Consider the following 21,279-nt stretch of genomic DNA (forward strand, 5'->3'; position numbering starts at 1 on the left):
AGTTGTATTAAGTTTTTTTGATAGTGAAAAATGATATAATAAGTAAGTCTTTAAGGTGTAGATTTTAAGACAAAAAATATATTGGGGAAAAATTGAATATGGAAAATAAAGTACGCTATAAACTGCATAAAGTGAAGAAGCAGTGGGTTACTTTGGCTGTCGCTTCAGCAGCTTTGGCTACCATTGTAGGTGGTAGTGTTGCCACATCTTCACTCACCTCTGCAGAAGAAATAAATAATACTAATGGATCACCTTCAACAACTACAGTCGGGGAAAATACAAATCCTGTGGTTGAAAAAGAGGTAGGCACAACAACAGAGGTGGCAAATACTTCAAATGCCACAACAACAGACCGAGCAGCAGTTACTGCTGACAAACCAGCTGAAACGACTGTTCAACCAAATTCAGGAACAACTAGTGATAGAGCTGCAGCAGTAGAGGTTGAAGCCAAACCTGAAACGACTGCTAAGCCAGAAGTTGCTGCTAAACCAGAAACTGCTACAACATCGGAAGTAGCTGCAAATGCTGGAGTAGCTGCTCCAACGGCTGAGAAGTCTAAAGAGCTTTCTGAAGCTGAGATTAAGGCTGCAGTCTCACTTGATAATATTAAAAAGGAAAAAGATGGTAAATATTACTATCTTCTAGAAGATGGATCACACAAGAAAAACTTTGCCATTACTGTAAATGGTCAGGTCCTTTATTTTGATGAAAATGGTGCCCTTTCAAGCACATCAACTTATTCATTCACACAAGAAACAACAAATCTTGTTACTGATTTTACAAAAAATAATGCTGCCTATGATTCAACAAAAGCAAGCTTTGAACTTGTTGATGGTTATTTGACAGCAGATAGTTGGTACCGTCCAAAAGAAATCCTTGAAGCTGGTACAACTTGGAAAGCGTCAACTGAAAAAGATTTCCGTCCACTTTTGATGTCTTGGTGGCCTGATAAGGATACTCAAGTAGCTTACTTGAACTACATGACTAAGGCTCTTAGCAACGGTGAAGAAACAAAAGATGTCTTTACGATTGAAAATTCTCAAGCTAGTTTGAATGCCGCTGCTCAAATCATCCAACGTAAGATTGAAGTTAAGATTGCTGCTAATAAGTCAACAGACTGGTTGCGTCAGTCAATCGAGGCCTTTGTTAAAGACCAAGATAAATGGAATATTAACTCTGAATCTCCAGGTAAAGAACACTTCCAAAAAGGAGCTCTCCTCTTTGTTAATAGTGATTTAACGAAGTGGGCTAACTCAGACTACCGTAAACTTGATCAAACAGCGACAAGCCGTTTGGCAAAAGACAAGATCAAGAGTGGTAGTGATGCTGGTTATGAGTTCTTGCTATCAAGCGATATCGACAACTCAAACCCAATTGTGCAAGCTGAAATGCTTAACCAATTGTATTACTTCATGAACTGGGGACAAATCGTCTTTGGTGATAAGGATAAAGATGCCCACTTTGATGGTATCCGTGTCGATGCCGTGGATAATGTTAGCATCGATATGCTTCAATTGGTGTCTTCATACATGAAGGCTGCTTACAAGGTTAATGAGTCTGAAGCGCGTGCCCTTGCTAATATCTCAATTCTTGAAGCTTGGTCACAAAATGACCCATATTATGTTGACGAACACAATACAGCTGCCCTTTCTATGGATAATGGTCTCCGTTTGTCTATTGTTCATGGATTGACTCGTCCGGTAACGAATAAGGGTACAGGTGCACGTAATGCATCAATGAAGGACCTTATTAACGGTGGTTATTTTGGTCTTTCAAACCGTGCGGAAGTTACCTCATATGATCAACTTGGTTTTGCAACCTACCTCTTTGTTCGTGCACACGACTCAGAAGTTCAAACGGTTATCGCAGACATTATCAGTAAGAAAATTGATCCTACAACAGATGGTTTCACATTCACATTAGACCAATTGAAACAGGCTTTCGACATTTATAATGCGGATATGTTGAAAGTTGATAAGGAATATACACACTCAAATATCCCTGCTGCCTATGCTTTGATGCTTCAAACAATGGGTGCAGCAACTCGTGTATATTACGGAGACTTGTATACTGATAACGGTCAATACATGGCTAAGAAATCACCATACTTTGACCAAATCACGACACTTCTTAAAGCTCGTTCTAAATATGTAGCCGGTGGACAAACATCTTATATCCATAACCTTGCTGGTGATGGCGTGTCATCTGCTAAAGACAACAAAGAAGTTCTTGTCTCTGTCCGTTACGGTCAAGATTTGATGTCTAAGACAGATACAGAAGGTGGAAAATACGGCCGCAATTCTGGTATGTTGACCCTTATTGCTAATAACCCAGATTTGAAATTAGCAGATGGTGAAACGATTACTGTAAATATGGGTGCAGCCCACAAGAACCAAGCCTACCGTCCACTCTTGCTTGGTACGGATAAAGGTATCGTGTCATCATTGAATGATTCAGATACTAAGATTGTTAAATATACAGATGCACAAGGAAATCTTGTCTTCACAGCTGATGAAATCAAAGGCTTTAAGACTGTTGATATGAGTGGTTACCTTTCAGTTTGGGTACCAGTAGGTGCGACTGAAGATCAAAACGTTCTTGCTAAACCATCAACAAAAGCCTACAAAGAAGGGGATAAGGTTTATAGCTCTTCTGCAGCCCTTGAAGCACAAGTGATTTACGAAGGTTTCTCAAACTTCCAAGACTTTGTTAAAGAAGACAGTCAATATACTAATAAATTGATTGCAGCTAATGCAGACCTCTTCAAGTCATGGGGCATTACGTCATTTGAAATTGCACCTCAATATGTCTCATCTAAAGATGGCACTTTCCTTGATTCTATTATTGAAAATGGTTATGCCTTCACAGACCGTTATGACTTTGCCATGAGCAAAAACAATAAATACGGTTCAAAAGAAGACCTTCGTGATGCCCTCAAGGCTCTTCACAAACAAGGTATTCAAGTCATTGCTGACTGGGTTCCAGACCAATTGTATACTCTCCCAGGTAAAGAAGTAGTGACAGCTACTCGTACAGATACACATGGTAAGGTGCTTGATGATACTAGCTTGGTTAATAAACTCTATGTGACAAATACTAAGTCATCAGGAAATGATTTCCAAGCACAGTATGGTGGTGCCTTCCTCGACAAACTTCAAAAACTTTATCCAGAAATCTTCAAAGAAGTTATGGAAGCGTCAGGTAAGACAATTGATCCATCTGTGAAGATTAAACAATGGGAAGCTAAGTACTTTAACGGTACAAATATCCAAAAACATGGTTCTGACTACGTTCTCAGCGATGGTAAATTGTACTTCACCGTTAACGATAAAGGTACCTTCCTTCCAGCAGCCTTGACTGGTGATACAAAAGCTAAAACTGGATTTGCTTATGATGGTACAGGGGTAACTTATTACACAACATCTGGTACTCAAGCTAAGAGTCAATTTGTGACATATAATGGCAAACAGTACTACTTTAACGATAAGGGTTACCTTGTAACTGGTGAACAAGCTATCGACGGTTCAAACTATTTCTTCTTGCCAAATGGTGTTATGTTTACTGATGGTGTTATTAAAAATGCCAAAGGTCAATCATTGGTTTATGGTAAGTCAGGTAAATTGACGACTCAAACTGGTTGGAAAGAAGTTACCGTTAAAGATGACAGTGGTAAGGAAGAGAAATTCTACCAATACTTCTTCAAGGGTGGCATCATGGCTACTGGTTTGACTGAAGTAGAAGGTAAGGAAAAATACTTCTATGACAATGGTTACCAAGCTAAAGGTATCTTCATTCCTACAAAAGATGGACATTTGATGTTCTTCTGTGGCGATTCAGGTGAACGTAAGTACTCAGGCTTCTTTGAACAAGATGGTAACTGGTACTACGCTAATGATAAGGGCTATGTTGCCACTGGATTTACTAAGGTAGGCAAACAAAACCTTTACTTCAATGAAAAAGGTGTTCAAGTTAAGAACCGCTTCTTCCAAGTTGGTGATGCTACATACTATGCAAATAACGAAGGTGATGTTCTTCGTGGTGCGCAAACCATCAATGGTGACGAGCTCTACTTTGATGAGTCAGGTAAACAAGTTAAAGGTGAGTTCGTGAACAATCCTGATGGAACGACTTCATACTACGATGCCATTACAGGTGTGAAACTTGTGGATACATCACTAGTAGTTAATGGTCAAACCTTTAATATCGATGCTAAGGGTGTTGTGACTAAGGCACATACACCAGGCTTCTATACTACAGGGGACAACAACTGGTTCTATGCAGATTCACATGGACGTAATGTCACAGGTGCTCAGATTATCAATGGTCAACATCTCTACTTTGATGCAAATGGTCGTCAAGTTAAGGGTGGCTTCGTAACGAACACTGACGGTAGTCGTTCATTCTACCATTGGAATACTGGTGATAAATTGGTATCAACCTTCTTCACTACCGGTCATGATAGATGGTATTATGCTGATGATAAGGGAAATGTCGTTACAGGAGCTCAAGTGATTAACGGTCAAAAACTCTTCTTTGCTACTGATGGTAAACAGGTTAAAGGTGACTTTGCAACAAATGCGAATGGCAGCCGTTCATACTACCATGGAGCTACTGGTAATAAGTTAGTCTCAACCTTCTTCACTACTGGAGACAACAACTGGTACTATGCTGATGCCAAAGGTGAACTTGTTGTTGGCGAACAGACAATCAACGGCCAAAACCTTTACTTTGACCAAACTGGTAAGCAAGTGAAAGGTGCAACAGCTGCGAATCCTGATGGCTCAATCTCTTACTATGATGTTCATACAGGGGAAAAGGCTATTAATCGTTGGGTTAAAATTCCTTCAGGGCAATGGGTATACTTCAATGCTCAAGGAAAAGGCTACGTGTCAAATTAAGATTAATGAATGAAAGAAGTCAATCACTTTTGTGGTTGCTTTTTTCGTAAAAAATTGTCTCTTTTTTATACATTCAGGTCATTTGTCTGGCCAAAAAAGTGGTATAATAACTCTTGCTAAATCTTTATTTTGGAGTACACATGGCTAAGTCAAAAAATACTATTGAAAGTCGGATAGATTACTCGATTCTCTTGCCAGTCCTTATATTGCTACTGGTTGGTTTGGTTTCGATATTTATAGCGACAAATTTTGATTACCCAAAGAATCTTGTGCAAGTCATGTCCCAGCAAGTACTATGGATTTTTCTAGGTTCAGTACTTGCTTTTGTTGTCATGTTATTTAATACAGAGTTTCTTTGGAAGATAACCCCCTGGCTCTATATTTTTGGTCTGGGACTTATGGTTTTACCCCTTGTTTTTTATTCGCCTGCTTTGGTGGCCTCGACAGGGGCAAAAAACTGGGTCAGTATTGGATCGGTCACCCTTTTCCAACCATCAGAATTTATGAAGATATCCTACATCCTTTTCCTTTCCAGAATTGGTGTTTGGGCCAAGCAAGGAAAGGAAGTGACTGACCTAAAAGATGACTGGTTGCTACTTTTCCAATATGTAGCTGTTACGCTTCCTGTCTTGGGGTTATTAGTTCTTCAAGGAGATATGGGGACCGCCTTGGTCTTTCTGGCTATTTTAGCTGGTATTATAGTGGTTTCAGGGATATCCTGGCGTATTATCCTACCAGTTGTTTTAGCCTTTGCTGCAGGTTTAGCCTTGTTTGTGATGGTATTTACCACAGATTGGGGTAAGGAAGCCATGCTCAAGATGGGAGTGCAAACCTACCAGATTAACCGTATCTCAGCTTGGTTGGATCCCTTCACTTATGCAGATGGTATCGCCTTTCAACAGACACAAGGGATGATTTCGATTGGTACTGGAGGAATCTATGGTAAAGGCTTTAATCATCTGGAGTTGAACGTACCGGTTCGTGAGAGTGACATGATTTTCACAGTCATTGCGGAAGATTTTGGTTTGGTAGGTGGTGGATTGGTTCTTTTAACCTATCTCTTCCTCATTTACCGCATGTTGCGAGTGACGTTTAAGTCTAACAATCGTTTCTATACCTTTATTTCGACAGGCTTTATCATGATGATTGTCTTCCATATTTTTGAAAATATTGGGGCAGCAGTGGGAATTCTTCCTTTGACAGGTATTCCTTTGCCCTTTATTTCTCAAGGGGGGTCATCACTCATCTCTAACTTGATTGGTGTTGGTTTGGTGCTTTCGATGGCTTATCAAACCAATCTCAACGAGGAAAATAAAATTCTCCTGGCTATGTCTCGTCGTATGCGTACGTCTGGAACTAGTCAAGTGAAACCTGTTTCTAAGAGCAAGTCTAAGAAAAATAAGCCTTCGAAGAGTGTTACTAAGGCCTCTCAAGAATTGGTCAAGGCTAAAGATAAGGTTGATAAGGCCACTGAGAAAATGCGTCAAACCATTTCTCAAAATACGCCAAGCATTCATCAAGGCAAGCGTCGTAAGGGTTCGAAAAAGAAACCGACACGTAAACATTAAGAGAAAACAAGTTGGTTAATCCAACTTGTTTTTCTTTGAAAAAAAATTAAGGTCTGTGACCTTTTCTTTGCCCCTGCCTGTGGTATAATAAAAGTTGACTATTTTGAAAAGGGGTTTGCTATGATAGAGACAGCCAAACAGCAAGAACGTGCTATTTTAGTAGGTGTTGAATTGCAAGAAACAGAGCATTTTGACATGTCAATGGAGGAACTTGCCAGTCTTGCCAAAACTGCAGGAGCAGAGGTTGTAGCTAGCTATACCCAAAAACGTGAACGCTATGATAGTAAGTCTTTCGTAGGTTCAGGAAAATTAGAAGAAATCAAGGCCATGGTGGATGCGGATGAGATTACTACGGTCATTGTCAATAACCGTTTAACACCTCGTCAAAATACCAATCTTGAAGCAGCATTTGGCGTAAAAGTTATTGATCGTATGCAATTAATTCTGGATATCTTCGCCATGAGGGCTAGAAGCCATGAAGGGAAACTTCAGGTTCACCTAGCTCAACTAAAATACATGTTGCCCCGTTTAGCTGGTCAAGGGATTATGCTCAGCCGTCAAGCAGGGGGCATTGGTAGCCGTGGACCTGGTGAAAGTCAATTGGAGCTCAATCGTCGTTCGATTCGTAACCAGATTGCTGATATTGAACGCCAGTTAAAGATTGTTGAGAAGAACCGAGAAACCATTCGCGAAAAGCGTGTTGATTCAAGTACCTTTAAAATTGGTTTGATTGGTTATACCAATGCTGGGAAATCAACGATCATGAACCTTATGACGGATGATAAGCAATATGAGGCTAATGAACTTTTCGCGACCTTGGATGCAACAACTAAGAAAATTTACTTAAAGGATCAGTTTCAAGTGACCTTGACAGATACGGTTGGTTTTATCCAGGACTTGCCAACAGAATTGGTTGCTGCCTTTAAGTCAACACTTGAAGAAAGTCGTAATGTGGACCTTCTTTTGCATGTCATTGATGCGAGTGATTTTAATCACGAAGAGCATGAAAAGGTGGTCTTAGACATTCTCAAAGATTTAGACATGACTGATATTCCTCGCCTAGCAATCTACAATAAGATGGATGTAGCTGATAATCTAGTAGCAACAGTCTTTCCTAATGTTCGCCTCTCAGCACGTGACAAGGGAAGTCGTGAGACCCTCAGAAGACTCTTGATTGATGAAATTCAACAGATTTTTGAACCCTTTAGTATTAAGGTACATCAGGATCAAGCTTATAAACTTTATCAGTTGAGTCAATTGGCCTTGCTAGATAGCTACACTTTTGAGACAGAAGTGGAAGAAATCACAGGTTATATTTCACCGAAAAATAAATGGAAATTGGAAGAATTTTATGACTGATTATATGGATTTAGCTTTAAAATATGGTGGTTTTACAAGTTTAGATAAGGTCTATCTGGAAAATACCTTATCAGACCTTTCGGACAGTCAAAAATTGGCCTTCATTACACCACCACCAAGCGTGATTAATGCTTATTTTGCAGAGATTTACCAGAAACAATCTCCAGACGCAGCGACGGATTACTACTTGGAACTTTCAAAAGAGTTGAACCTCTTTAACCCTGCACCATCTTTTGATGAACACAAGCCTTTTATTCGTCTCAATCTTTCAGGAAAATCTTATGGTTTTTGCTATGAAAATGCCGATGAAGTGGCCCTAGTCTTTGCAGAGCATTCAGAGGTTCCAACGGCTAGTATTTTGTTTGAGCTTGCTCAAGTTTTCCCACAGTATAAGGTTTATCTTGAAGGAACTCAAATTAAAATGGCCAAGGTTTACTTTGATGAAGAAGTGTTGGAAGAGTTGACACCAGAGACTCAGTTACTAAGTCGTGTAACTAAACTGAAGGGAAATGTCATTAAGTTGGCTAGCTTTAATCAAGATGAATTAGTGGAACTTTTAGCTCAATATAAAGGGCAAACTGTTTATTATGGCTTTGCTCAGCGTGAATGCCTGGCTTATATTGTCCAGAAATAAAAAGAACGATAGATAGAAAGTATAGGAAGTCATGGAATTACAATTTTTAGGGACGGGTGCCGGGCAGCCCTCCAAGGCCCGTAACGTGTCGAGTCTGGTTTTGAAGCTACTCGATGAAATCAACGAAGTCTGGATGTTTGACTGTGGTGAAGGTACTCAACGTCAGATTTTAGAAACAACAATCAAACCTCGTAAAGTTAAAAAAATCTTTATCACACATATGCACGGGGACCATATCTTCGGTCTACCTGGTTTCTTGGCTAGTCGTTCTTTCCAATCTAGTGAAGAACAAACTGACCTTGAAGTTTATGGTCCAGTTGGTATTAAGCAATACGTCATGACTAGCCTTCGTACTTCGGGGACACGTTTACCTTACCATGTGCATTTTAAGGAAATTGATGAGCATAAGCTAGGCTTGGTTATGGAAAATGACAAGTTCGCTGTTTATGCAGATAAGTTGGATCACACCATTTTTTGTATTGGTTACCGAGTGGTTCAAAAGGATCTCGAAGGAACCTTGGATGCTGAGGCCCTCAAAGCAGCAGGTGTACCATTTGGACCACTTTTTGGTCAAATTAAGAATGGTCAAGATGTGGTTCTTGAAGATGGAACGAAAATCATTGCTAAGGACTTTATTTCCGCACCTAAGAAAGGTAAGGTTATCACTATCTTAGGTGATACCCGTAAGACAAATGCCAGTGTTCGTCTTGGATTGGGTGCAGATGTCTTGGTTCATGAGTCTACTTATGGTAAGGGCGATGAAAAAATTGCCAAGAGCCATGGGCATTCAACCAATATGCAAGCAGCACAGGTCGCTAAAGATGCTTCAGCTAAGCGCCTTCTTCTAAATCATGTATCAGCACGATTCTTGGGACGTGATATCGGTAAGATGGCAGCAGATGCTAAAACAATTTTCGAAAACACCCACATCGTTCGTGACTTGGAAGAGGTAGAAATCTAATGGCTAAACAACGTATTATTGCTATTACTGGTGCCTCAGGAGGCCTTGCTCAAGAAATTGTCAAGCAGCTCTCACCTAGTGATGGTATTATCCTCTTAGGACGAGATAAGGACAAACTTGAGAAATGTTATCGTCATGTGGAAAATAAAACCTGTCTTGCCATTGACCTAAGAGACGACAAGGCCATTAAAGAGATGGTCGATTATCTCTATCAACGATTTGGACGTATTGATGTCTTTATCAATAATGCTGGTTACGGTGAATTCAAGTCTTATGATAACTACACTAGCCAAGAAGTACGTGATATGTTTGATATCAATACCTTTGCAACGTTGACCTTTTCACGTTTGATGGCTGAGAAAATGGTGGAACAGGGCAATGGGCATATCGTTAATATTGCTAGTATGGCGGGAAAAATTGCGACAGCCAACTCAAGTGTTTATGCAGCGACAAAGTTTGCGGTAATTGGCTTCTCAGATGCCCTGCGTCTAGAGCTTGCTGATAAAGGAGTCTATGTGACAACAGTCAATCCTGGTCCAATTGAGACAGGTTTCTTTGATCAAGCTGATCCCTCTGGAGCCTATCTTGAGAGTGTTAAAAAGTTTGTCCTCAGTCCTAAATACGTGGCTAAAAAGATTGTCCGTATTCTGGGCAAAAATAAACGTGAAGTTAATCTACCACGACTCTTATCAGTTGCCCACAAAGGCTACACGCTATTTCCACGAATCTCGGACAAACTAGCTACCAATGTGTTTAACTACAAATAGGAGGATACTAGATGGTCGCAAATATTCAAGCGTATTTAGAGAATCTCAAGCAACCCTGGGGTCAAATCTATTATGATATTCTTTTTGACCAATTACAGGACATCAAGGAGAAGCGAGTTCTTGATTTTGGCAGTGGCTTTGGCCCTGTGTCCAACCACCTAGCGTAAGAAAATAGAGTCCTAGCTGTGAAACCCAATGAGGAAATGGTGGCCTTGCGGTCCCAGAATCACCCCTATCAGCAACTAGTCGGAAGTTTGGAAAGGAGTTAAGATGTTACATTATAAAAAAGAGATTCCAGCGATGACAGACCTACTCGCACTGTACAGTTCAGTCGGCTGGACCAATTATACTAACAATCCAACCATGCTAGAAGAAGCTGTCAAAGCCAGTCTCTGGCAGTTGGCAGTCTATGATAAGGAAGAGTTAGTAGCCTACATTCGCTTAGTAGGAGATGGTCATTCTGTCATTTTTGTACAGGACCTCTTGGTGCGACCAGATTACCAGCGCCAAGGCATTGGCACGAAACTCTTAGAAGAGGCTTTAGCGACTTTCCCCAATGTCTATCAACGGCTCCTTGCCACTGATCGTAGCGAGAAAAATTTAGCCTTTTACCAATCCTTGGGATTTGTCGAACTTTCAGAGCAAGCTTGTACAGGGATGATTTATAAATATTGATGTAGAGGATTTCCAAATAGGGAATCTTTTTCTTGTTTTTCCTAATATTGCTTGAAAATGATAGTAGAATAGAGTTAGTTAACGTAAAGAGGAGAAGGGAATATCTGAGAGCAAACAAGTCAAATAAGGGAGCAATATCCAGACTATTATTTTGTCTAGAAAAGCAGATCTTGATTGGAAATGTACCACAAGTCTAAGCAACTTACGATGTTTGACATTCTCTTTTTAGGAAACTTAGCTTTCTATCCACTATGATAAATTTTTTCATGTTATAATAGATAGACTAGATGACAGGGAGAAAAGATAAAGACATGATTACATCAACGTATGATTGGAAAATAAACACAAAAGAGCCAGATGCTGGCTTTTTTAAACTTGCCAAAGAACATGGACTGGCAGAAACAGCAGCCAAGATTGCCTATGAACGTGGCATTACGACAGAAGATGCTCTTGAAGACTTTCTAAAGGCTGATTTATCACACCTTCATGACCCTTATCTTCTTCATGATATGGATAAGGCAGTGGCTAGAATTCGTCAGGCCATTGAAAATTATGAACAAATCTTAGTCTATGGAGACTATGATGCAGATGGTATGACATCAGCATCGATTGTCAAGGAAGCTCTTGAAATGATGGGAGCTGAGGCTCGAGTTTATTTGCCTAACCGTTTCACAGATGGTTATGGGCCAAATGAAAGTGTCTACAAGTACTTTATTGAGCAGGAAGGCATTTCACTCATTGTTACAGTGGATAATGGGGTAGCGGGGAATGAGGCTATCGCTTATGCGCAAGAGCAAGGTGTGGACGTTATCGTTACAGACCATCACAGTATGCCGGCCCAGCTTCCAGATGCCTATGCCATTGTCCATCCAGAGCATCCAGATGCCGATTATCCTTTTAAGTATTTGGCAGGTTGTGGTGTAGCTTTCAAATTGGCAACTGCCCTCCTTGAAACTATTCCTACTGAGATGTTGGACTTGGTAGCCATTGGTACCATTGCCGATATGGTTAGCCTAAGGGATGAAAATCGTATTATGGTCAAGGTCGGCCTGGAAATTCTAAAGACTACTGAGCGTATTGGACTGCAAGAGTTACTCCGTATTTCAGATGTAGACCCAACAACGATTTCTGAAGAAACGGTAGGATTTAAACTGGCCCCTCAACTCAATGCCTTGGGGCGCTTAGATGATCCAAATCCAGCCATTGAACTGCTGACCGGATTTGACGATGAAGAAGCCCAAGCCATTGCTCTGGAAATCAATGCTAAAAATGAAGAACGTAAGGAAGTTGTTCAAAACATCTTTGATGAAGCCATAACCATGGTAGACCGGGACAAACCTGTTCAGGTTCTGGCCAAGGAAGGTTGGCATCCTGGCGTTCTAGGTATTGTGGCGGGGCGTATCATGGAACAAATCAGTCAGACAGTAGTGGTTTTGAATATTGAAGATGGCTTGGCTAAGGGTTCCGCTCGTAGTTTGGAATCTATCAATATCTTCCATGCCCTTGATGACCACCGAGACATCTTTACTGCTTTTGGAGGACATGCTGGAGCGGCGGGGATGACCCTTCCTGAAGAAAATCTTGGACGACTATCAGAGATTTTGTGTCATTATGTCTACGATAATGACATTGATACGAGTGCCAAAAATACGTTAAATTTAGACGAGGAGCTCCAGCTCAGTGAGCTTAGCTTGGATACCATCAAGAGCCTTGAAAAATTAGCACCTTTTGGTATGGACAATAAAAAGCCAGTCTTTTGGCTACATGATATTACCGTTACTCAAGCTAGGACTATGGGACAAAACGGAGCCCATCTTAAGTTTAAGGTTAAGCAAGGAAAGGATAGTTTTGATGTTGTGGCCTTTAATAAAGGTCATTTGCTTCAAGAATTCCAACAAGCTCAGGGGTTGGAATTAGCAGTGACCCTGTCCGTTAATGTATGGAATGGTCAGACAACGCTCCAGCTCATGCTAGAAGATGCGCGTGTGGATGGTGTTCAGTTATTTGATTTTCGCTCAAAAAATATGGCACTACCTGAAGGCCTACCAACGGTAGAAGAAGCATCAGACACTGAACCTGCGGTTGTCCTCAACACCTTACCTGATTCAGCAACGGAATTAAAAGAGTGGTTTGAAGGTAAAGATTTCCAAGCTATCTATTTTAAAAATAGTATTAAGGAAGCCTATTATCTGACTGGATATGGAACGAGAGAGCAATTTGCAAGGCTCTATAAAACCATTTACCAATTCCCAGAATTCGATGTCCGCTATAAACTGGATGAGCTCAGTCATTACCTTAAAATCGATAAGATACTTCTGATTAAGATGATTCAGATTTTTGATGAATTGGATTTTGTGACTATTGATAATGGTGTTATGACAGTCAATAAAGAAGCTGAAAAACGTGAGATTGAGGACAGCAAGATTTTCCAAGATCTTAAACATCTCGTCAAGTTCCAAGAACTTATGGCTTTAGGGACACCACAGGAAATTTATGACTGGCTTTATAAGTAGGGGGAGTACTTAATCCAAAGGATTCGTCTTGAAATGAGGGTTAGCATTTTCTAAATCTGAAGATTCATGCTATAATGGTATGAAAATATTTTTTTGGCGAAAAGCCTATAGGAAGAACAAATGAAATTAGAAGATTATATTGCATCTATTGAAAACTACCCTAAAGAAGGGGTTACTTTCCGTGATATTAGTCCTTTGATGGCTGATGGAAATGCTTATAGCTATGCTATCCGTGAAATCGTTCAGTATGCGACTGATAAGAAGATTGACATGATTGTTGGTCCTGAAGCGCGTGGTTTCATCGTTGGTTGTCCAGTTGCTTTTGAACTTGGTATTGGCTTTGCTCCAGTTCGTAAACCTGGTAAATTGCCACGTGAAGTGATCTCAGCAGATTACGAAAAAGAGTATGGTGTTGATACACTTTGTATGCATGCTGATGCAATCAAACCAGGTCAACGTGTACTTATCGTTGATGATCTCTTGGCGACTGGTGGTACCGTCAAAGCTACAATTGAAATGATTGAGCGCCTAGGTGGTGTCGTTGCTGGCTGTGCCTTCTTGATTGAGCTTGATGGTCTTAATGGACGCAAAGCTATTGAAGGTTACGATACTAAAGTATTGATGAACTTCCCAGGATAAATCTATCTATGAATTAACAAAAGGCCTTAGGGCCTTTTTAACTCTTTTAAAACAAAGGTGGCCTCTAAATATAGTTTAAAGCTATAGCTAACTAGAGAAAATATATATTTGATAACAATACCTCCCCGGTTTATAATATGAAGATAGAATAAATAAGGATGGAGATATTGTTATGCCTATAAAACTTGATAATAAGTTACCAGCTCTTGATGTATTGCGTTCGGAAAATGTCTTCATCATGGATGAGAACAGAGCTAGTAGCCAGGATATTCGACCAATGGAGGTCTTAATCCTAAATCTTATGCCAACTAAAGAAGTTACAGAAACTCAGTTACTACGTCTTTTAGCTAATACGCCACTTCAAATTAACGTCGAGTTTCTTTATATGGCTAGTCATAAGTCAAAAAATACACATGCCGAACATATGGAAACTTTCTATAAGACTTTTGATGAAATTAAGCATAAGTATTATGATGGTCTCATTGTAACAGGTGCACCTGTTGAGCAAATGCCATTTGAGGAAGTGGATTATTGGCAAGAATTAACACAAGTTTTTGATTGGTCTAAAAAGCATGTTTATTCAACCCTTCATCTGTGTTGGGGAGCTCAAGCAGGTCTCTATTATAAGCATGGAGTCGACAAGGTTCCATTGTCAGAGAAATTATCTGGTATCTATAAACAAACGGTTGACATGCCTGCAAACTTCCTTATGAATGGCTTTGATGATAGCTTTGTGTCACCGCACTCACGCTATACTGAGGTTAGGTTCGAGGATATTAAAAACAAGACGGATTTAGATATTGTTGTGTCAGGACCAGAAGTTGGCTTATCCATTCTAGCAAGTAAGAATCTTCGTGAAGTATATAGTTTTGGTCATTTTGAATATGACCGTGATACTCTGGCAAGAGAATACCGAAGAGATTTAGATGCAGGCATTAATCCAGATGTACCGGCAAACTATTTCCCAGAGGATGATCCAAGTCAGGAGCCTAAACTTCGTTGGAATCTTGCGGCATCTGCCTTCTTTAGCAATTGGATTAACTATGCGGTATATCAAGAAACACCTTATCGTTTAGAAGAGTTGGAAGACGATTTTTCATTCTACGGTTATTTGTAGTAGACAGTCTCAAAGGACTTATGTGAGAGCATTTGACTTTTTGGGGTGTCTAGCTACTCTGAAAGGTAAATATGAGTTTTTTTGAACAGTATCGATCAGGTAATCTGGTCCTTCCTAATGCTTTATTTTTCCACTTTAAGGATATTTTCCCATCTGCGGATGACTTTCTGGTTTGGCAGTTTCTCTATCTACAAACGACAACCCAGATTGGAGAAGTGGCTTCTAGTCAGATCGCGCAAGCAACTGGGAAGACGCCAACTGAAGTTAATAAAAGTATTACAACATTAACTGAGGCTGGACTTCTTGATTTCACGACTATTAAGATTAACAATGAAATTGAGATGGTTGTAGATGCCTCACCTGCCTTGGCAGTGTTGGACAAGTTAGTGAGCAATGAAAAGACAACGGCAAGGCCTGTCGTTGGTCAGCCAACCAATACCCAGCTCATCAAGCAATTAACAGATGAATTGGAACAAGCTTTGGGAATCTTGAATCCAATGGTTGTCGAAGATTTAAACAAGGAAATCCAAGAAGAACATACTGATCCCGAACTTATCCGTGAGGCTTTGAAAGAAGCAGTATTTAACCGCAAGACAAATTGGAATTATATAAAAGGAGTTCTTCGTAACTGGAAATTAAGTGGTATTACAACTAAAATTCAAGTTGAAGAGCGTCGTTTGGAGCATCAAGGTAAGAAGCACCATCATCAGGTTTCCGATGACTTCAAAACAGGAATGGATGCCGCCCGTCAATTATGGGGTGCCCAATAATGTTAGGAAGAAAACGTGTTAATGAGGCTTTAGCTCTCATGGGAGAGATGTTTCCCAATGCTCATGGAGAGTTGGAGTGGGAAACGCCTTTCCAACTATTAGTTGCTGTTATTTTATCAGCCCAGACAACAGACAAGGCTGTTAATAAGATTACACCAGGCTTGTGGGCGCGTTATCCAGAAATTGAGGATTTGGCTTCTGCCAACCTCGATGATGTTGAGATGTGTTTGCGAACGATTGGTCTTTACAAGAATAAAGCAAAGAACATCATTAAGACTGCTAGAGCTGTTTTAATGAATTTTGATGGACAGGTTCCGAAAACGCATAAGGAATTGGAAAGTCTACCTGGTGTGGGACGAAAAACGGCTAATGTGGTTTTAGCTGAGGTTTATGGCATTCCTTCGATTGCAGTAGATACGCACGTCTCACGTGTTTCCAAAAGGCTAAATATCGCCCCAGAGGATGCTAGTGTAGAGGAAATCGAAGCAGAATTGATGAAGAAAATCCCAAAGAAGGATTGGATTATCAGCCATCACCGTATGATTTTCTTTGGACGCTATCATTGCTTAGCTAAGAATCCTAAATGCCAGACCTGTCCTCTTCAAAGTTATTGTAAGTATTATAAAGAAACAACTAAGAAATAAGCTGAAGAATGTGATTTTCTTCGGCTTTTTACAACTGTAAGAATTTGTTACAAACTAGTAACTTGACAAAAGTCTCAGGCTTTAAGAAAATAGAAGAAACGATTTAGAAGCAGGAGCGTTTTAGTGAATGGCTGAATTCAGTAATGAAGAGTATCTGAGAGCCTTAGCTGATAATGGTGATAGAGAAGCAGCCAAAGAATATGAGCAAGCTTTGGATAATCGTATTTTTCAGTTGCAGATTTCATTGGCTCAAACGAGTGATCCACAGGGTCGTAGGGAAGTGCAAAAGCTCTTGGAACAAGAGGAAAAGAAAAAAAGGGACTACTTTCAAGAAAAAGAGGAAAAAGCTGTGAGCGAATTTAGACATCGTAAAAATGAAACTACAAAGGGAAGAAAAGTTTCGAGTTTTGACAAACTCAAAGATCCTAAAAACATTAGATGGGTAATTGGAGTTGTTGCAGTACTTGCAGTGGTTATTCCTGTTGTTACCTTGATGTGGTATAGTAATAACCAAAAAGAGAGTGAAACAAATCCATGGAAAAATGGTCAGTTGGCAAAAAGTAAGGAAGCAGCTGCAGCATCATCTGATAATCAATCCTCTCAAGTTGATACCTCATCTTTGTCTGATCAACAGTTAGAAGACTGGGTTGTTTCTACCTATGCTAAAGAACAAGGTTCAACTGGAGAAAATTATAAAAATCTAGGTTGGAATGTTTATTCATGGACGGATGATGATGATAACATAGTTTATGCTCAACTTTATGATGCCTATGGTAATGATGTTCTTCTTTTCCGTGTAGATAAGAAGGGACAACTCGAAGCCTATGGTGGTATTGACGGTTCAAGCGATTCTTGGGACGTCGTTTCAAAAACTTATACAACCGATTAATGAAACTATATAAAACACCTGACTATGGTGGTTGAGACTGTCTTTTGACAGTCTTTTTTGGTATAATTTAAGGTAATCGTGTATACAATTAAAAAGCTGACTGAGAAGATTTGGGGATGATGGTTCTACAGAACTTTTTTAATGTCTTCAGGTTTTCGAGGATAGGTTAAATAAAGGAGAGTTGTCGTGTCAGACTATTTATCGGTCACATCCTTAACAAAATATTTGAAAATGAAATTTGACCGTGATCCTTATTTAGAGAGGGTATATTTGACGGGACAGGTTTCCAATTTTCGTCGCCGCCCGAGTCACCAATATTTTTCGCTTAAGGATGAAGGAGCTGTTATTCAGGCGACGATTTGGGCTGGAGTTTTCAAAAAACTTGGTTTTGAACTCGAAGAAGGTATGAAGATCAATGTCGTAGGTCGTGTCCAGATTTATGAGCCTAGTGGCTCTTATTCCATTATTATCGAGAAGGCTGAGCCGGATGGTATTGGAGCTTTGGCTATCCAGTTTGAACAGCTTCGTAAAAAATTGACTGCAGAAGGCTACTTTGATGATCGTCATAAGCAAGCGCTGCCTAATTTTGTCAAAAAAATCGGGGTTGTCACAAGTCCTAGTGGTGCGGTTATTCGAGATATTATTACGACCGTTAGTCGTCGTTTTCCAGGGGTAGAAATCTTACTTTTCCCTACCAAGGTTCAGGGTGAAGGAGCTGCACAGGAAATTGCTGAAAATATTCAAAAAGCCAATCAAAGGGATGACTTAGATTTACTTATCGTTGGTCGTGGTGGAGGTTCTATTGAAGACCTTTGGGCTTTTAACGAGGAAATTGTTGTTCAGTCCATTTTTGAGAGTCGTCTACCTGTGATTTCAAGTGTTGGTCACGAAACAGATACGACTTTGGCTGACTTTGTTGCAGATCGTAGGGCTGCTACACCTACAGCAGCGGCAGAACTTGCTACTCCAGTATCAAAGGCCGATACCTTGGTTTGGATTCGTGAAAGACAAAATAGAGCTTATCAAGCCTGTTTGAGACGTATACAGTACAATCAAGAACGTTTAGCTAAACTGTCACAATCTGTTGTCTTTAGGCAACCTGAGCGCCTATATGATGGTTATTTACAAAAGTTGGATCGACTAACAACAAGGCTTGAAACCTTCGTGAGTCAAGATTTCGAGCGAAAGCAAAAAAAAGCGGAACTTTTGAAACAACGGTTACAAGGCTTAAATCTTCTGAGCAGTGTTCAGAACTATCAAGACCGTCGAGAGTCTTTGCAACGTTTATTGGTGACCACAACCAAGAACACCATTAATGGTAACCGTGTGAGATTAGAAAAGGCACAGGATGCTTTATTGTCTCTAGATACTAGCCGTATTGTTGCAAGGGGCTATGCCATTGTCAAAAAAGATGATAAACCTTTAACCAGTACCAAGAATATTACCGAAGGTGATCAATTAACCGTCCAAATGAGAGATGGAGAACTAGAAGTAGAGGTAAAAAATGTCAACTAAAAAAACATTTGAGGAAAATTTACAGGACTTAGAAGCCATTGTCACTAAGCTCGAAACAGGAGATGTTGCTCTTGAGGATGCTATTGCTGAGTTCCAAAAAGGTATGGCCTTGTCTAAGGATTTGCAGAAGACCTTGGAAGATGCTGAAAAAACACTAGTTAAGGTTATGCAAGCAGATGGTACAGAAACGGAAATGGATGCCTAATGAGCAAGCTAAATAAAATTGATGCGGCTATCCGTGATTACTACCAAAAAAATAATCTTCCTGTATCAAGTGATTTAATCACTGCTATTCTTTATTCAGTTGATAGTGGCGGTAAGCGTATTCGTCCACTGATTTTCTTAGATTTACTTGAAGGATTTGGTTTAGAGCTAACTCCTAGTCATTTCGATGTTGCAGCGAGTCTTGAAATGATTCATACTGGAAGTCTGATTCACGATGATCTGCCGGCTATGGATGATGATGATTACCGTCGAGGACGTTTAACCAACCATAAGAAATTTGATGAAGCAACGGCGATATTGGCTGGCGATTCTCTCTTTTTGGATCCCTTTGATCTCCTGTCCCAAACAGAGCTATCAGCAGAAATTCGAGTTCAATTGATTCAAGCATTGTCTCATTCCTCAGGCACCTTCGGTATGGTTGGTGGCCAGATGTTGGATATGAAGGGGGAAGGTCAGGAACTTGATTTATCGCAACTGTCTAAAATTCATGAGCATAAGACAGGTAAGCTTTTAACCTTTCCTTTTGTGGCGGCTGGTATTGTTGCTCAAAAAAATCTAGAGGTTTTGGAAAATCTGAAAGAAGCTGGTCGCCTGATTGGTCTTGCCTTTCAAGTACGTGATGATATTTTGGATGTGACTGCTGATTTCGAAGAACTTGGAAAGACACCTGGAAAAGATGTAGTAGCTGGGAAATCAACCTATCCGGCTCTTCTTGGTCTGGAAAAATCACATGCTATCCTCGAGGAATCACTCAATAAAGCGGAGGCTATTTTCCAAAATCTAGCTGAGACTCAAGGTTTCAAGAAAGACAGTATTATAGAAATCATAGAAAGGTTACGACTCCATGCCTAAGGAAAGAGTAGACGTCTTGGCTTATAAACAAGGCCTTTTTGAAACACGAGAACAAGCAAAACGTGGCGTAATGGCAGGTTTAGTTGTTAATGTTATCAATGGTGAGCGTTACGATAAACCTGGTGAAAAAATCGACGACGGTACAGAGTTGAAGCTTAAAGGTGAAAAACTTAAGTATGTGAGTCGTGGAGGACTCAAACTTGAAAAAGCTTTGGAAGTTTTCAATCTGTCAGTTGAAGGTATGACGACCATTGATATCGGAGCCTCAACAGGTGGGTTTACTGATGTTATGCTTCAAAATGGGGCCAAACTGGTTTATGCTGTTGATGTCGGTACCAATCAGTTGGTTTGGAAATTGCGTCAAGATGAGCGTGTTCGTTCCATGGAGCAATATAATTTCCGTTATGCTGAACCTGTTGATTTTACAGAAGGACTACCGTCTTTTGCATCAATCGATGTCAGCTTCATCTCTCTTAATCTGATTCTACCGGCTTTGGCTAAGATATTGGTTGATGGGGGGCAAGTTGTTGCTCTTGTGAAACCACAATTTGAGGCGGGCCGTGAACAAATTGGGAAAAACGGGATTGTCCGTGAGAGCAGTGTCCATGAAAAAGTGTTAGAAACAGTGACTGCTTTTGCGGTTGACTATGGCTTTTCAGTTAAGGGGCTGGACTTTTCACCTATCCAAGGTGGTCATGGTAACATTGAGTTTCTCGCACACTTGGAGAAGACAAATTCTCCTCAAAATGATGCTCAAACCTCTATTAAGGAAGTTGTAGCACAAGCACACAAGGAGTTTAAAAAGAATGAAGAAGAATGATCGTTTGGAGTTAATCCGAAAGATTGTCCAAGAAAATAAAATTACGACTCAAGGAGAATTGGTAAAATTACTCCAAAATGAGGGATTAAAGGCTACTCAAGCGACTGTATCGCGTGATATCAATGAAATTGGTATTACCAAAGTACCGACTGAAGACGGTTCTTACATCTATGGGCTCTCAACTGCTCCTAGACGAGTAGGTGGAACCTCTGTTGCGACTCGTCGCTTGTTGCGCGTTGATCGTCAACATGCCTTTATGAATATCGTTGTTCAACCTGGGACAAGCCGCCTCATCAAGAAGATTCTTTTAGATGAGTACAGGCATTTGATTTTTAGTGTTATTGCTGATGATGATACCCTCTTTTTAGTGGCTCAGTCAGAGTTAGCAGCTATTGAACTACAGGGGCAAATCATTAAGTGGGTTGAAGAATAG

At 40.2% G+C, this 21,279-nt stretch carries 17 protein-coding genes and 2 pseudogenes; all 19 read left to right on the forward strand.

Annotation, left to right across the window (positions count from 1 at the left end; all coding sequences use genetic code 11):
• Window positions 1–98 precede the first annotated feature (98 nt).
• The 19 genes and pseudogenes from O3670_RS04020 (at window position 99) to O3670_RS04110 (ending at window position 21,279) form a co-directional block, all read left to right on the forward strand.
• Entirely contained in the window at window positions 99–4,898 is a 4,800-nt protein-coding gene (locus O3670_RS04020; RefSeq protein ID WP_371595823.1) for a glycoside hydrolase family 70 protein, read from the forward strand.
• Window positions 4,899–5,038: 140 nt separating this feature from the next.
• Window positions 5,039–6,208 (forward strand): annotated as a pseudogene (locus tag O3670_RS04025) (FtsW/RodA/SpoVE family cell cycle protein); the annotation flags it as partial.
• Between the two features lie 378 nt (window positions 6,209–6,586).
• Window positions 6,587–7,825 carry a GTPase HflX gene (hflX, locus tag O3670_RS04030; protein WP_371595824.1) on the forward strand — a complete coding sequence of 413 codons (1,239 nt, stop codon included), beginning with the start codon at window positions 6,587–6,589 and terminating at the stop codon, window positions 7,823–7,825.
• The gene (locus O3670_RS04035; RefSeq protein WP_183137149.1) at window positions 7,818–8,459 is read left to right on the forward strand and encodes a cystathionine beta-lyase; all 642 of its coding nucleotides are present in this window, start codon (window positions 7,818–7,820) and stop codon (window positions 8,457–8,459) included. The genes hflX and O3670_RS04035 overlap by 8 nt, the downstream gene beginning before the upstream one ends.
• A gap of 31 nt (window positions 8,460–8,490) precedes the next feature.
• Window positions 8,491–9,420, forward strand: a complete 930-nt coding sequence (gene rnz / locus O3670_RS04040) for a ribonuclease Z (protein WP_002884122.1) — start codon at window positions 8,491–8,493, stop codon at window positions 9,418–9,420.
• Window positions 9,420–10,187 (forward strand): SDR family NAD(P)-dependent oxidoreductase, encoded by a 768-nt coding sequence (locus tag O3670_RS04045; protein ID WP_371595825.1) that lies wholly within the window; start codon window positions 9,420–9,422, stop codon window positions 10,185–10,187. The genes rnz and O3670_RS04045 overlap by 1 nt, the downstream gene beginning before the upstream one ends.
• An 11-nt stretch (window positions 10,188–10,198) precedes the next feature.
• Window positions 10,199–10,450: pseudogene (locus O3670_RS04050) on the forward strand (class I SAM-dependent methyltransferase); the annotation flags it as partial.
• Window positions 10,451–10,457: 7 nt separating this feature from the next.
• Window positions 10,458–10,862, forward strand: a complete 405-nt coding sequence (locus tag O3670_RS04055) for a GNAT family N-acetyltransferase (RefSeq protein WP_371595826.1) — start codon at window positions 10,458–10,460, stop codon at window positions 10,860–10,862.
• A gap of 311 nt (window positions 10,863–11,173) precedes the next feature.
• Window positions 11,174–13,375, forward strand: a complete 2,202-nt coding sequence (gene recJ / locus O3670_RS04060) for a single-stranded-DNA-specific exonuclease RecJ (protein ID WP_156685415.1) — start codon at window positions 11,174–11,176, stop codon at window positions 13,373–13,375.
• 120 nt (window positions 13,376–13,495) lie between these two features.
• Entirely contained in the window at window positions 13,496–14,014 is a 519-nt protein-coding gene (locus O3670_RS04065) for an adenine phosphoribosyltransferase (RefSeq protein WP_002890753.1), read from the forward strand.
• A 172-nt stretch (window positions 14,015–14,186) separates the two neighbouring features.
• Window positions 14,187–15,131, forward strand: coding sequence for a homoserine O-acetyltransferase MetA (gene metA, locus O3670_RS04070; protein WP_021144305.1), 945 nt, complete (start codon window positions 14,187–14,189; stop codon window positions 15,129–15,131).
• Window positions 15,132–15,202: 71 nt separating this feature from the next.
• A complete protein-coding gene (locus tag O3670_RS04075; protein ID WP_156685414.1) occupies window positions 15,203–15,901 on the forward strand; it encodes a DnaD domain-containing protein in 699 nt (232 codons plus the stop codon).
• The gene (gene nth, locus O3670_RS04080; RefSeq protein WP_021144303.1) at window positions 15,901–16,545 is read left to right on the forward strand and encodes an endonuclease III; all 645 of its coding nucleotides are present in this window, start codon (window positions 15,901–15,903) and stop codon (window positions 16,543–16,545) included. Before O3670_RS04075 ends, nth begins: the two co-directional genes overlap by 1 nt.
• Before the next feature lie 127 nt (window positions 16,546–16,672).
• Window positions 16,673–17,434 (forward strand): hypothetical protein, encoded by a 762-nt coding sequence (locus O3670_RS04085; RefSeq protein ID WP_073685425.1) that lies wholly within the window; start codon window positions 16,673–16,675, stop codon window positions 17,432–17,434.
• Between the two features lie 186 nt (window positions 17,435–17,620).
• Window positions 17,621–18,949: an exodeoxyribonuclease VII large subunit gene (gene xseA / locus O3670_RS04090; RefSeq protein WP_129852316.1), complete on the forward strand. Its 1,329-nt coding sequence runs from the start codon at window positions 17,621–17,623 to the stop codon at window positions 18,947–18,949.
• Window positions 18,939–19,154 carry an exodeoxyribonuclease VII small subunit gene (locus tag O3670_RS04095; protein ID WP_002884058.1) on the forward strand — a complete coding sequence of 72 codons (216 nt, stop codon included), beginning with the start codon at window positions 18,939–18,941 and terminating at the stop codon, window positions 19,152–19,154. Before xseA ends, O3670_RS04095 begins: the two co-directional genes overlap by 11 nt.
• The gene (locus tag O3670_RS04100) at window positions 19,154–20,026 is read left to right on the forward strand and encodes a polyprenyl synthetase family protein (protein WP_156246650.1); all 873 of its coding nucleotides are present in this window, start codon (window positions 19,154–19,156) and stop codon (window positions 20,024–20,026) included. Before O3670_RS04095 ends, O3670_RS04100 begins: the two co-directional genes overlap by 1 nt.
• A complete protein-coding gene (locus O3670_RS04105) occupies window positions 20,019–20,846 on the forward strand; it encodes a TlyA family RNA methyltransferase (RefSeq protein ID WP_002884054.1) in 828 nt (275 codons plus the stop codon). The genes O3670_RS04100 and O3670_RS04105 overlap by 8 nt, the downstream gene beginning before the upstream one ends.
• A complete protein-coding gene (locus tag O3670_RS04110; RefSeq protein WP_037601099.1) occupies window positions 20,833–21,279 on the forward strand; it encodes an arginine repressor in 447 nt (148 codons plus the stop codon). Before O3670_RS04105 ends, O3670_RS04110 begins: the two co-directional genes overlap by 14 nt.

The organism is Streptococcus sp. 27098_8_74 (genome assembly GCF_041431705.1).
Lineage (GTDB): Bacteria > Bacillota > Bacilli > Lactobacillales > Streptococcaceae > Streptococcus > Streptococcus salivarius_E.